The following is a 12,507-nucleotide window of genomic DNA, read 5'->3' as shown; positions in this document are numbered from 1 at the left end:
CAGGTGCGGTCGGGAGCCCAGGTGCGGTCCCGAACCCAGGTTTGCTCACGGCCCGTCAGGTCAGGATGACCGGATGATCCCCGACCACGACGCCACCGAAGCCGCCACCGACGCCGCCCCTGCCCCCTCTTCCCAGGTCACCGGCGCTTCCCAGGTCTCCGACCACCCCCTCCCCCAACTCGACGCCGACGCCCTCGCCCTGCTCGTCCCCATGGGCGCCGCGGTCGACGCCGTCGACGGCGCGCTGGTGCGGGGCGGCATCGACCCCGAGGCCGAACCGGCGCGGTCCGCCGTGGGGGTGACGGGGGGTCAGCTGTTGCTGATGCCGTCGTCGACCGCCTCGTACGCGGGGGTGAAGGTGGCGTCCGTGACGCCCGGCAACCCGGCCCGGGGGCTCCCCCGTGTCCAGGGCCTGTACTTCCTGCTCGACGGCGGCACCCATCAGCCGCTCGCCCTTCTCGACGGCACCGCCCTGACCTCCCTGCGCACGCCCGCGGTGTCCGGTGCCGCGATCCGCCGCCTCGCCGTGCCGGACGCCGCGCGGCTGCTCGTGTTCGGGACCGGGCCGCAGGCGTGGGGGCACGTGGCGGCCGTGCGGGCGGTGCGCCCCGGCCTCGCGCACGTGGACGTGGTGGGGCGCGACCGGGGCCGGGTGGCCGCGTTCGTGGAGCGCTGCCGGGCGGCGGGGCTCGCCGCGGCCGCCGCCACGCCGCGGGACGTCGCACACGCCGACGTCGTGTGCTGCTGCACCACCGCGCGCGAGCCGCTGTTCGACAGCGCGCTGCTCGCCCCGCACGCCACGGTCGCGGCGGTCGGCTCGCACGAGCCCGACGCGCGCGAGGTCGACGAACGCCTCGTCGGGCGCGCCACGGTGGTCGCCGAGTCCCGGTCCGTCGCCATGCGCGAGTGCGGTGACATCGTGCAGTCGGTCGCCACCGCGCGGTTCGACCTCGGACGCCTTCGCACCCTGCGGGAACTGGCCCGCGGCGAGGTGCGCGTGGAGGCGGGGCGGCCGCGCCTGTTCAAGTCGGCGGGCATGGCCTGGGAGGACCTGGCGGTGGCGGTGGCCGCGTACGAGAGGTGGCGCGCCCCGGTCGGCTGACGCGCCGCACCCGCCCGGCCCTTTCCGCGAGGCGCTACACGCATGCGCTCGTGACCTTCGTACGCTATATGTGCTCGTGGCCTGCACGCGCTTCATGCGGTTCACTCCACCGTCACCGGATGCCGCACCACCGCGTCGAACAGGTAGCCCTGGGTGTTGAACGCCGTCGTGGCGGGCTGGGTGCGGCCGGTGGTGTCCGTGGTGCGGGCGAGCAGCACACCGGGGCCGGGGGTGCGGGGGTGCCAGTCGGCGGACCAGCGGACCCAGCTGCCGCGCCGCGGCGCGTCGTGCAGGCGGGCGCGGCGCCAGGTGCCGCCGTTGTCGGTGCTGATCTCGACGTGGTCGACGGCGCCGCCGCCCGACCAGGAGCGGCCGGTCAGGCGGTGCCGGGTCCCGGCCTCGAAGCGCGCGTGCCACGGCAGTTCGAAGGCGGACTTGAGGGTCTGGCGGGTGAGGGGGGCGGAGCCCTGCGGCGGGTGGCCGGGGCCGAAGAGGCGGTAGAAGTCGGTGTTCCAGGGCGAGTAGAGGGGCGTCGCCGACACCTCGATGTCGCCGACCCACTTCACGGAGGCGACGCCGATCCAGGACGGCACGACGACGCGCACGGGGTGCCCGTGGTCGGGTGGCAGCGGCTCGCCGTTCATCTCGTACGCGAGGAGTACGTCGTCCAGGGCCTTGGCGAGCGGCAGCGGGCGGCGCACGCGGCCGAGGTCGGTGCCGTCCGCGGTGACGTAGCCGTCGTCGAGGCCGCGGGGCATGACGTCCACCGCGTGGCGCGCGAGGCCCGCCCGGCGCAGTACGTCGGCCAGGCGAACGCCGCGCCAGTGCGCCTGGCCGACCGCGCCGAGCGTCCAGGCCGTGCCGGACGCCTGCTGACCCTGCTGGGTGGTGAAGAGACCGCGGCCGTTGCCCGCGCACTCCACGAACGCCGTGCGCGAGGCGGACGGCAGGCGCTTGAGGTCGGCGAGGGTGAACTCGTGTGCGCCGCCGGTGAGTCCGTCGCCCCAGACCGTCAGGCGCCAGGTGCCGGCGTCGATGCGGGGCGTCGTGGTGTGGTTGCGGACGAAGAAGTGCGAGGCGGGGGTCAGGCGGCCGGTCGCCGCGAGCGCCTCGAAGCGGGTCTCGGCGTTGGTGCCGCGTACGGTGAACACGTCGTCGGGAAGCGGTTTGACGATGCCCGGGGCGATCCTCGGGGCGATGCCCTGAGTGCCTCCCGGGGCGGTCCCCGGAGCAGCGCCGGGGGCCGTGCCGGCGTGGGCACCCGGGAGGCCTCCGCCGAGGGCGGGGACGGTCGCGGCGAGGCCCGCGGCGCCCGCGAGGCGCAGGACGTCACGGCGGGCCACACCCGCGGCACGGGCCTCGCCCGCGAGCCACTGCCGCAACCGGCGGCGGTCGTACGCGGCTTCGTCGAGCGGCTGGGCCGCGTAGGCCGAGTCCGCCGTGGACGTCGGGGTGCTGGGGGTGCTGAGGGTCATCGGGTCAGCCTTCCGCGGAGGACGCGCCGGTCTGGTGGGTACGCGAAGTGCCGCGTGCCGCCGACAGGACGACCGGCACGCGCGGGAGCCCGGAGCCGCGAGAAGCCCGCGCGACCGCGGTCGGCCACGAGGACCTACCGGGAGCTGTGGCGAGCCACGGGGAGCTACGTCGAGCTACGGGGAGCTACGGGAACGAGAGCCTGGAGGATCAACAACAGCCGTGCGACGGCAGCGCGCGGGCCTGGAGGGCACCGGTGACGGGGCTGCGACGGCTGAGGATCATGGCGACATGCTACGAGGCCGCGGCGGAACCCGCCACGGCCTCGGCCGAACTGCCACGCGCCGCGCGCTCCGCTACGGCGTCGTGGTCGACACCACGTACACCATCGGGTGATGCGGGTCGGAGCGGTTGACCACGATGTCCTGGGTGGGTGTCGGGTTCTTCATCTCGTGGGAGAGGCCGAGCCAGGGCCCAGGTCCGGTGAACTCCCAGCCGACGACGTTGCGGTCGCGCTTGCTGATGGTGATGTCGTCCGCCTTCAGGGCGCCGGTGCCCTTGCCGGTGCCGGTCTGCTTCAGGAACTTGTCCAGGCCCTCGTTGCTGGTGAGGAACTGGACGTAGAGACGGCTGGTGCGCCAGTTGTTCGTCTCGTAGTAGGCGACCTCTTCGGAGTACGGCGGGACCGGCACGTCGAAGAGGCGGCGCTGCACCTTGGAGGGCCAGCCGGCGGTGAGGCCGGTCGCGGAGTACTTCTTCTCCTTGTCGCGGCCGCTGTTGCGGCTCTGGTTCGCGGAGATCAGCAGGTATCCGGCGGGTACGCCGATGAGCAGCACGATGGTCGTCGCCGTGAGCCAGCGGCGGCGGATCATGTGGCGGCGGCCCTCGGGGGGACGCTGCCGCTCCCCGTCACCGGGGCCGGTCCTGCCGGGCAGGTCCGGGGACGAGGGCTGGCGGGGCACGGTCATCTACTGGGATCCCTGGGCGGTGCGGTCGTTGGAGCGGCGGGCCTCGGCGTAGCGTTCGTAGCGTTCGTAGCGCTCCACGCGGCGGCGGTTGGCGCGGCGGAAGCGGCGGGCGACCAGGCGGGCCAGGTCGGCGGCGCCCACCATGCCCGCCTCGGGGCCGAGCTGGGCGCGGGCGATGCGGGCCTCGGGGCGGTAGCCGCGCCCGGTGAGGTGGCGGCGGAAGGCGTCCCTGGCCGGGCCGATGAGCAGGTCGTCGGCGGCGCTCACGCCGCCGCCGATGACGAAGCAGGACGGGTCGAGGGCGGCGGCGAGGTTGGCGATGCCGACGCCGAGCCACTGGCCGATGTCCTGGAGCAGCTCGACGCACATGGCGTCGCCCTCGCGGGCCAGCTCGGTGATGAGCGGGCCCGTGATGTCGGGGATGTTGCCCTTGACCCGCTCGACGATGCCGTACGCCACCGGGGAGTCGGCGGCCGCCAGCTCGCGGGCCTCGCGGACCAGGGCGTTGCCGGAGCTGTACTGCTCCCAGCAGCCGCGGTTGCCGCACGGGCAGCGGTGGCCGCCGGGGACGACCTGCATATGGCCGAACTCGCCCGCGACGCCGAACTTGCCCCGCTTGACCTGGCCGTCCTCCAGGATCGCGCCGCCGATGCCGGTACCGAGCGTGATCATGACGAGGTGGTCCTCGCCGCGGCCCGCGCCGAAGCGCCACTCCGCCCAGGCGGCGGTGTTCGCGTCGTTGTCCACCATGACGGGTACGGCGAGGCGTCCGGAGATCCGGTCCCGGAGGGGTTCGTTGCGCCACGACAGGTGCGGGGCGAACAGGACGCGGTTGCGGTCGGCGTCGACCCAGCCCGCGGCGCCGATGCCCACGGCGTGCACGTCGTGCCGGTCGGACAGGTCGAGGACCAGTTCGACGATGGTGTCCTCGACGACCTTGGGGCTCTTGGACTTGTCCGGCGTCTCCGTGCGCAGCGTCTCCAGGATGTTGCCGTCGGCGTCGACGACGCCCGCCATCACCTTCGTGCCGCCGATGTCGATGCCGACGGTGGGGACGCGCGGCGCCGTCAGATGCGAACGGCGCTCACGCGTGCCCACGGTCCGCAGAACGGTGGCTCGGGCGGAGCCGCGGTGCGTGAGGTCGCGGTAGGTGCTCATCGCGCCGATTCTGCCTCACGCTCGCGGGGGCGCGCACAACGGGGACCTCGCCGCCCCGCGCCCCCCGGCGGGGGGTGCGCTCGGCCCCCGCCAGGGGCGCGAGGAACGGCGCGGCCAGCCACGAACAAGCCGCAGACGCGTCTGCGGGGCACTCGGCAGACGCGACTGCGCATTCCTTGGGCTGAGCGCGCCGTTCCCCGCGCCCCCTACCGGGCGCCCCCACTAGGGGCGCGAGGAACTGCGCGGCCAGCCACGAACAACCCGCAGACGCGTCTGCGAGGTACTCGGCAGACGCGACCGCGGCACTTCCCGGGCTGAGCGCGCCGTTCCCCGCGCCCCCTACGGGGCGCCCCCACCAGGGGCGCGGGGAACTGCGCGGCCAGCCACCAAAAAGCCGCAGACGCGTCTGCGAGGTACTCGGCAGACGCGACTGCGGCACTCCCTGGGCTGAGCGCGCCGTTCCCCGCGCCCCCTACGGGGCGCCCCCACTAGGGGCGCGAGGAACTGCGCGGCCAGCCACGAACAACCCGCAGACGCGTCTGCGGGGTACTCGGCAGACGCGACTGCGGCACTTCCCGGGCTGAGCGCGCCGTTCCCCGCGCCCCTTAGGAGGCGCCCCCCCCGCAGGGGGGTTACGGCGAAGCCGGGCCGGGCTCCGGAGTCCGTTCGAGTTCGTGGCGGAGGTCATCGAGTTCGGAACCCCCCGCCATCTGGCGGGTCAACTCGTCGAGGGTGATCTCGGCTCGCGTATGGGAGCCGGACATCGCGCCTCGTTTGAGGAGCACGAAGCGATCGCCGACCAGGTACGCGTGGTGCGGGTTGTGGGTGATGAGGACCACGCCGAGCCCGGCGTCCCGCGCGGCGGCGACGTACTTGAGGACGACGCCGGACTGCTTCACGCCGAGGGCCGCCGTCGGCTCGTCGAGGACGAGGACCTTCGCGCCGAAGTACACGGCACGGGCGATCGCCACGCACTGGCGCTCACCGCCGGACAGCGTACCGATGGGCTGGTCGACGTCGCGGAGGTCGATGCCCATGCGGAGCAGCTCGGCGTGCGTGATCCCGCGCATGGCCTCGACGTCCAGGCGCTTGAGGGGACCGACCCCCTTCGTCGGCTCGGAGCCGAGGAAGAAGTTCCGCCAGACCGGCATCAGGGGGACGACGGCGAGGTCCTGGTAGACGGTGGCGATCCCGCGGTCGAGGGCCTCGCGGGGGCTGGCGAGCCGGGTCTCCTCGCCCTCGACGCGGAAGGTCCCCGCGTCGTGCCGGTGCAACCCCGCGATGATCTTGATCAGCGTGGACTTGCCCGCCCCGTTGTCACCGAGGACGCACGAGATCTCGCCCGCGTGCACCTCCAGGGAGACCCCTTCGAGCGCCCGGATGTTGCCGTAGTACTTGCTGACGTCGTCGAGCTCGACCAGCGGCGTGCGGTCGGCGGGGTCCTTCGTGGCCCCGGGGGCGGCCTCGGTCGTCATTTCGTCGCCTCCGCACGCTTGCGGACCCACGCGTTGAGCAGGGTCGCGAGGAGCAGCATCGCCCCCAGGAAGAACTTGAACCAGTCCGGGTTCCACTCGGCGTACACGATGCCCTTGCTGGTCATGCCGAAGATCAGGGCGCCCACCGCGGCACCGACCGCCGAGCCGTAGCCGCCGGTGATCAGACAGCCGCCGATGACGGCCGCGATGATGTAGATCAGCTCGTTGCCGACGCCCTCGCCGGACTGCACGACGTCGTAGTTGAAGAGCAGGTGCTGGCCGGAGACCCAGGCGCCGAAGGCGACACCCATGTACAGGCCGATCTTGGTCCGGCCGACCGGGACGCCGACCGCGCGGGCCGCCTGCTCGCCGCCGCCGACCGCGAAGATCCAGTTGCCCGCGCGGGTGCGCAGCAGGATCCAGGTGGCGACCGCGATCATCGCGAGCCACCACACGATGGTGATCTTGAAGTCGACGCCGCCGACGGTGATCGTCGAGGCGAACACGTCCTTCGCGGACGAGAAGCCCTCCATGTCGGAGATCGACTTCGTGGAGACGGTGCCGCTGATCAGCTTGGTGAAGCCCAGGTTCATGCCCGTGAGCATCAGGAAGGTGCCGAGCGTGATGATGAAGCTGGGCGGGTCGGTGCGGATCAGCATGACGCCGTTGAAGACGCCGATGGCGAGGGTGGCGAGCAGGGACACGCCGACGCCGACCCAGATGTTGGCGGTCATCTGGTAGCTGAACATCGACGAGATCAGCGCGGACGTCGTGACCATCACGCCCGCCGACAGGTCGAACTCGCCGCCGATCATGAGCAGCGCCACCGGCACCGCCATGATGCCGATGGTGGAGGCCGCGTACAGGACCGTGGCGAGGCTCGCGGTGCGCAGGAAGCTGTCGGCGACGACCGCGAAGAACAGGAACACGGCCACGGCGCCCACGACCGAGCCCAGCTCGGGCCTGCCGAGGAACTTCTTCAGGGGCGAGGTCTTCAGGAGCCGTTCGTCGGCCGCCGGCTTCCCCGGTGCGGGGGCGGGGGCGGTGGTGCTCATCGGGTTCCTCGCTTCGCGTAGTCCTCCAGCTCGGCAGCCTGGTCCTTGGTGATGATCTGCGGTCCGGTGAGGACGGGCCTGCCGCCGCCGAGGACGTCGGCGTTGTAGCGGTACAGCCACAGCAGGTCCACGGCCTCGTAGCCCTGGAGGTAGGGCTGCTGGTCGACGGCGAAGCCGAGCTTGCCGGACTTCAGGCCCCCCGCGACCTTCTCGTTCAGGTCGAAGGTGTCGATCTCCGCCTTGCTGCCCGCGCCCTCCTTGGCCTTCACCGCCGTGTCGGCGAACGGCGCGCCGAGGGTGAGGACCGCGTCGATGTCCTGGTCCGACTGGAGCTTGGCCTCGATGGAGGACTGCACGTCGGGCATGTTGGTGCCCTCGACGTACAGGTTCTTCATGTCGCCCTTGAACGTCTTCCTGGCGCCGTCGCAGCGCTGCTCGTGGCCCACGTTGCCCTGCTCGTGCAGGACGCACAGGGCCTTCTTCCTGCCGCGCTCGTTCAGCTCGTCGCCGACGGCCTCGCCCGCGATCGTCTCGTCCTGGCCGATGTGGGTCAGGGCACCGAACCTCTTGGACTCCGCCGAGCCCGAGTTCACGGTCACCACCGGGATCCCGGCCTTGCGGGCCCGCGCGACGGCGGCCTTCATGGCGTCGGGCTTGGCCAGCGTGACGATGATGCCGTCGACCTTCTTGTCCACGGCGGCGTCGACGAGCTGCGCCTGCTGCTGCGCCTCGTCGTGGTGGGAGTACAAGAAGTTGATGTTGTCCTTGCGCGCCGCCTCCTTGGCGCCGTTCTGGACGATGTCCCAGAACGTGTCGCCGTCACCCGAGTGCGTGATCATCGCGAAGGTCCAGCGGGGCGTGCTCACCGCCGCCTTGCCCCGGGCCTGCGACGCCTTGCGCGCGTCCTCGGCCCGCTTGCCTCCGGTGCTGCTGCATCCCACGAGGGACGCTCCGAGCACCGCCGCGAGGACGGCACCCACCGCGCGTACTCCAGTACCAACCCTTGCCACGTCCCCGTGCCCTTCTTCGCTTCGCCGTGTCTGCCGTGCTCACCGGTGTCCGCCGTGCTCGCTGTGTCCGCCGTGCTCTCTCGGTGCGGCCGGGTCCGTAGCCCGGGCCCGGCCGCCCAAGTATCGGTCACACACCTCACCGGTGCGGTCATCGGGTGCCGCGGGCGGCACACATGCCCGCCGCAGGCCCGTAACCCGGGCTTCGGCCGCCGTTTGCGGCTTGGTGAGTTCTAACGGCGGGAGCGCGGCAACGTCAATGGCTTTGTCATAACATTCTTACGGCCGTACGCGTCCCTCGGGACGTCCCGGCACCCTCACGACCGTACGAGGAGCTGGAACTCGAAGGAGTACCGCGACGCGCGGTAGACGTGCGAACCGAACTCGACGGCGCGCCCGGTGTCGTCGAAGGTCGTGCGCCGCATGGTGAGCAGCGGCGCGCCCTCGGCCTCGGTGAGCAGCCGGGCCTCCTCGGCCCCGGCGGCGCGGGCGCCCACGGACTGGCGCGCGCTGTGCAGGGTGATGCCCGCGGCCCGCATCAGGCGGTAGAGGCCGGTGGCCTCGAGGCGCTCGGTGTCGAGCGGGAGGAGTCCGGCCGGGATGCGGTTGCGCAGGTGGGCCATCGGTTCGCCGTGCGCGAGCCTGAGCCGCTCCACCAGATGGACGTCGCTGCCCTCGGTGACGCCGAGCGCCGCCGCGGTCTCGGCGGACGCGGGCTCGACGACGTTGCGGAGCACCCGCGTCTGCGGCCGCTGCCCGGCCGCCTCCAGGTCGTCATAGAGGCTGCTCAGCTCCAGGGGCCGCTTGACCTGGCTGTGCACGACCTGGGTGCCGACGCCGCGGCGGCGCACCAGGAGGCCCTTGTCGACGAGCGACTGGATGGCCTGCCGCACGGTGGGCCGGGAGAGACCGAGCCGCCCCGCCAGTTCGATCTCGTTGCCGAGGAGGCTGCCCGGCGTCAGCGCGCCGCGCTCGATCGCCGCCTCCAGTTGCTGAGCGAGCTGGAAGTACAGCGGGACCGGACTGCTGCGGTCGACACCGAGGTGCAGGGCCACCGTGGGGTCCACGGCCGGTTTGGCGGCCTTGGCCGCTGCTGGTTCGGTCACGGGGCGAGCGTAGTCGGGGGAGATGATGACGGGAAGTTCGGAAGTTCTGTTGTCAGGACAAGCTCGAGCGCCGCGGGCCCGCCTGCGCTTCCCCCGCCGGGTCCGGGGAGTGCTTGCCCCTCGGGTCGAGCCGGAAGTCGGAGCAGTCCCGGTTCTGGCACGCGCCCGGCCCCCACACGGGAACGACCACGCCGAGGGACTTGTGGCGGTGGACCGCGACCGGCACGGACTGCTTGCAGGCCGGACAGACATACGCTTCGGGTTTACGCGTTCTTTTGACCATTTATTTACGATATGCCCGTATGGCCGTTCTGGAAAGTGCTCCGCCCCTCGCCGCCGTGCACACGAGTGGGCGGCGGGGTCACGCGTCCCGGTCCGAGGAACCGGCGGGGGGTCCGGGGGGTCTTCTGAGACTGAGCAGCACGGAAGCCGCCAGGACGACGACGATGACTCCGAGGCTGACCGGTGTGGGGATCTCCGGGACGCTCGGGCTGATCATCTTGTGGGACGCCTGAAGCACGAGCTTCACGCCGATGAAGGCGAGGATGATCGCCAGGCCCTTGCTCAGGTGGCGGAAGCGGTCCAGGAGCCCGGCGAGCATGAAGTACAGGGCCCGCAGACCGAGGATCGCGAACGCGTTGCTGGTGTAGACGACGAAGGCGTCGTCGCTGACCGCGAGGACGGCGGGGACGCTGTCGACGGCGAACACCAGGTCGGCGGCCTCGATGGCCGCGACCACCGCGAGCAGCGGCGTCGCCACCCTCTTGCCGGCCTCCTTGACGAAGAACCTCGCCCCGGCGTACTCGTCCCGCACCGGGACGACCCTGCGCAGCAACCGCACGGCGAAGCTCCGGCCCGGGTCGAAGTCCGCCTCCTCGTCCTTGAGGAGCTTGTAGGTGCTGTAGAAGAGCACCGCCGCGAAGACGAAGAGCACCGCGGTGAAGCGGCTCACCACGGCCACGCCGAGGGAGAGGAAGATCCCGCGGAGGACGAGCGCGCCGATGACGCCGAAGAACAGCACGCGGTGCTGGTAGGCGCGGGGCACCTTGAAGTAGGCGAAGATCACGGCGAAGACGAAGAGGTTGTCGACCGACAGGCTCTTCTCCAGCAGCCAGGCCGTCGTGTACTCGGTACCGGCCGTGGTGCCGAGTACGAGGAAGACGACGCCGCCGAAGAGCAGGGCGAGGCCCACCCACAGGCCGCTCCACGCGGCCGCCTCCTTGAAGCCGATGACATGCGCGGTGCGGTGGGCCAGCAGATCCACCGCCAGCGACACGACCACCGTCGCGGCGAACGCCATCCACAGCCAGAGCGGGACCTCAAGCACGCCGCACACCCGCACCGAGGTCCGCGCGGCCCACGCCGACACCCATACCGAAAGTGTCCGGCATCCCGCCCCCGGCGGCATGTGGAGCGCGGCGCGGAAACGCCCGGGGACGGTTCACCCGTGAGAGGTAATCGCACCGCTCTGACGAGGGATGGATGGGCAAACGGGGGACAGGGCCACGGCCCCGGTCGGTTGACTGGTCACTTCTTGGCGATCCGTCGGCAGAGGGGCACCGGACATGACCGGACGACCGCAGGACCAGCCCACGACCGGGCAACCGCAGGACCGGCCACAGCACGAACAGCACGAACAGCAAACACAGTGGGCACGGCACGAACAGCACGACCAGCAGGCACATCAGGCACAGCGGGCGCCCTGGAACCCCTTCGCCACCCTGGAACAGGTCGGCGTGCTCGCGCTGGGTGCCGTCGATCTCGTACTCGACCAGATGCGGCAGGCGGCGGCCGGCGGCGAGGGCGCGGCGCGGCGGGCGGATCTGCGCGAGCTGGTCGCGGACGGGATGCGGGACCTGAAGGCGCGCGGGGAGCTCGCCTCGCGGCGGGTGGCCGCCGCGGACAGCGACAACTACCTGGAGCTGATGGCCCGCCGGGCCGTCGAGCGGAGCGGACGTACCGCGGGCGCCGCGCAGCCCGACCCGGCGGTGCGGCCGTATGCGTGACGCTCTGGTGTTCCGGCGGCGCATCGACGCGTACCTGCACCGCCTCGCCGACGAGGAGGAGGCCAAGCTGCTGCGGCTCTCCGGTGAACTGGCGCCGCTGTGCGCCCAGCTGCGCAGCTCGCTGACCCGGGGCAAGCGGGTCCGCGCCGCCTTCCTGTACTGGGGCTGGCGGGCCTCGGGCCAGCCGGACTGCGACGGGGTGATCAGGGCGGCGGCGGCCATGGAGCTGGTGCACGCGGCCGCCTGCACGCACGACGACATCATCGACGACAGCCGGTTGCGGCACGGACTGCCCACCGCTCACGTCGCCTTCGCCGAGGGCGGCGCGCACCGCTGGGGCGCCGCGGGCCCGCGCCCCGGTTCCGTACGGCACGACTGCGCGCGGCAGGAGCGGTCCGCCGCGCTCGCCATGCTGCTCGGCGATCTGCTGATGGGCTACGCGGCCCAGGTCTTCGCCACGTGCGGGCTGCCCGGCGCGTATGTGGCGCGCACGGTGCCCCTCTGGTCGTCGTTGCTCCGCGAGACCGTCGCGGGCGAGTTCCTGGAGGTGCTGCGCACCGGCAGCGACGCGCCCGAGGTCGCGGAGTCGCTCGAGGTCGCCCGCTACAAGACCGCCAAGTACACGGTGGAGCGGCCGCTGCACATGGGCGCCGCACTCGGCGGCGCCTCCCCGAGGGTGACGGAGGCCTTCACGGCGTACGGGCTGCCGCTCGGCGAGGCCTTCCAGCTCCGCGACGACGTGATCGGGACCTTCGGCGACCCCGCCGAGACCGGCAAGTCGAACCTGGACGACCTGCGGGACCGCAAACCGACCGCGCTGCTCGCCACCACCCTCGCGCTCCTGAACCCCGACGACCGCAGGCTCCTGGAGAAGACCCTCGGCAACCCCGCCCTCGACGAGTCCGACGCGGCACTCGTACGGCGGCTGATGGACGAGTGCGGGGCGCGCAGGAGCATCGAGGAAATGATCTCGGAGCGCATGTCGGCGGCCCACAGCGCCCTGGACTCCGTGGCGCTGCCGCTCGAAGCACGCGCGGCGCTGGGCGAGCTGGCCGCGTCGGCGGCCGACCGGACCTGGTGAGCCCGCCCCCGCACCCGCCCCCGCACCGACCCCCTCCCCGACTCCAGGCCCGAGACCCGTCCGCCGTACGAGCACC

General features: G+C 72.3%; 11 protein-coding genes. 3 read left to right on the top strand and 8 right to left on the bottom strand.

The genetic code is table 11. The annotated features are described in order from the left end of the window. Window positions 1-73: 73 nt before the first annotated feature. Complete coding sequence (locus ACH4DX_RS26225; protein ID WP_398156957.1) at window positions 74-1,102, top strand: ornithine cyclodeaminase family protein; 1,029 nt, start codon at window positions 74-76, stop codon at window positions 1,100-1,102. A gap of 101 nt (window positions 1,103-1,203) precedes the next feature. Here the strand turns inward: ACH4DX_RS26225 and ACH4DX_RS26220 are convergent, their stop codons facing one another. From ACH4DX_RS26220 to ACH4DX_RS26185, 8 genes are all read right to left on the bottom strand, one after another. Next, the gene (locus ACH4DX_RS26220; RefSeq protein ID WP_398156956.1) at window positions 1,204-2,577 is read right to left on the bottom strand and encodes a sulfite oxidase; all 1,374 of its coding nucleotides are present in this window, start codon (window positions 2,575-2,577) and stop codon (window positions 1,204-1,206) included. Window positions 2,578-2,931: 354 nt separating this feature from the next. Continuing rightward, entirely contained in the window at window positions 2,932-3,543 is a 612-nt protein-coding gene (locus tag ACH4DX_RS26215) for a sugar kinase (protein WP_398115193.1), read from the bottom strand. Next, on the bottom strand, window positions 3,544-4,701 hold the full coding sequence (locus tag ACH4DX_RS26210) for an ROK family glucokinase (RefSeq protein WP_398115195.1): 1,158 nt from the start codon (window positions 4,699-4,701) through the stop codon (window positions 3,544-3,546). It abuts the gene before it with no gap. Window positions 4,702-5,333: 632 nt separating this feature from the next. Then, window positions 5,334-6,176: an ATP-binding cassette domain-containing protein gene (locus ACH4DX_RS26205; protein WP_398156955.1), complete on the bottom strand. Its 843-nt coding sequence runs from the start codon at window positions 6,174-6,176 to the stop codon at window positions 5,334-5,336. Continuing rightward, window positions 6,173-7,231 carry an ABC transporter permease gene (locus tag ACH4DX_RS26200; RefSeq protein ID WP_398115198.1) on the bottom strand — a complete coding sequence of 353 codons (1,059 nt, stop codon included), beginning with the start codon at window positions 7,229-7,231 and terminating at the stop codon, window positions 6,173-6,175. The genes ACH4DX_RS26205 and ACH4DX_RS26200 overlap by 4 nt, the downstream gene beginning before the upstream one ends. Continuing rightward, window positions 7,228-8,241 (bottom strand): sugar ABC transporter substrate-binding protein, encoded by a 1,014-nt coding sequence (locus ACH4DX_RS26195; protein WP_398156954.1) that lies wholly within the window; start codon window positions 8,239-8,241, stop codon window positions 7,228-7,230. The genes ACH4DX_RS26200 and ACH4DX_RS26195 overlap by 4 nt, the downstream gene beginning before the upstream one ends. A gap of 314 nt (window positions 8,242-8,555) precedes the next feature. Next, entirely contained in the window at window positions 8,556-9,305 is a 750-nt protein-coding gene (locus tag ACH4DX_RS26190) for a GntR family transcriptional regulator (protein WP_398116088.1), read from the bottom strand. Window positions 9,306-9,705: 400 nt separating this feature from the next. After that, window positions 9,706-10,671 carry a TerC family protein gene (locus ACH4DX_RS26185; RefSeq protein ID WP_398156953.1) on the bottom strand — a complete coding sequence of 322 codons (966 nt, stop codon included), beginning with the start codon at window positions 10,669-10,671 and terminating at the stop codon, window positions 9,706-9,708. Between the two features lie 238 nt (window positions 10,672-10,909). On the opposite strand from ACH4DX_RS26185, the gene ACH4DX_RS26180 reads away from it, so the two are divergent. Then, complete coding sequence (locus tag ACH4DX_RS26180) at window positions 10,910-11,350, top strand: hypothetical protein (RefSeq protein ID WP_398156952.1); 441 nt, start codon at window positions 10,910-10,912, stop codon at window positions 11,348-11,350. Then, window positions 11,343-12,431 (top strand): polyprenyl synthetase family protein, encoded by a 1,089-nt coding sequence (locus tag ACH4DX_RS26175; protein WP_398115205.1) that lies wholly within the window; start codon window positions 11,343-11,345, stop codon window positions 12,429-12,431. Before ACH4DX_RS26180 ends, ACH4DX_RS26175 begins: the two co-directional genes overlap by 8 nt. Window positions 12,432-12,507 lie beyond the last annotated feature (76 nt).

The sequence above is a fragment of the Streptomyces sp. NPDC017940 genome (assembly GCF_044328435.1).
GTDB lineage: Bacteria > Actinomycetota > Actinomycetes > Streptomycetales > Streptomycetaceae > Streptomyces.
The sequence above is the reverse complement of the archived record's forward strand: the minus strand, read 5'-3'. Positions and strand labels throughout refer to the sequence as shown.

Excerpts from the sequence above, each read along its gene's own strand:
- ACH4DX_RS26225 (WP_398156957.1), top strand. The coding sequence starts at position 74 with ATGATCCCCGACCACGACGCCACCGAAGCCGCCACCGACGCCGCCCCT.
- ACH4DX_RS26220 (WP_398156956.1), bottom strand. The coding sequence starts at position 2,577 with ATGACCCTCAGCACCCCCAGCACCCCGACGTCCACGGCGGACTCGGCC.
- ACH4DX_RS26215 (WP_398115193.1), bottom strand. The coding sequence starts at position 3,543 with ATGACCGTGCCCCGCCAGCCCTCGTCCCCGGACCTGCCCGGCAGGACC.
- ACH4DX_RS26210 (WP_398115195.1), bottom strand. The coding sequence starts at position 4,701 with ATGAGCACCTACCGCGACCTCACGCACCGCGGCTCCGCCCGAGCCACC.
- ACH4DX_RS26205 (WP_398156955.1), bottom strand. The coding sequence starts at position 6,176 with ATGACGACCGAGGCCGCCCCCGGGGCCACGAAGGACCCCGCCGACCGC.
- ACH4DX_RS26200 (WP_398115198.1), bottom strand. The coding sequence starts at position 7,231 with ATGAGCACCACCGCCCCCGCCCCCGCACCGGGGAAGCCGGCGGCCGAC.
- ACH4DX_RS26180 (WP_398156952.1), top strand. The coding sequence starts at position 10,910 with ATGACCGGACGACCGCAGGACCAGCCCACGACCGGGCAACCGCAGGAC.
- ACH4DX_RS26175 (WP_398115205.1), top strand. The coding sequence starts at position 11,343 with ATGCGTGACGCTCTGGTGTTCCGGCGGCGCATCGACGCGTACCTGCAC.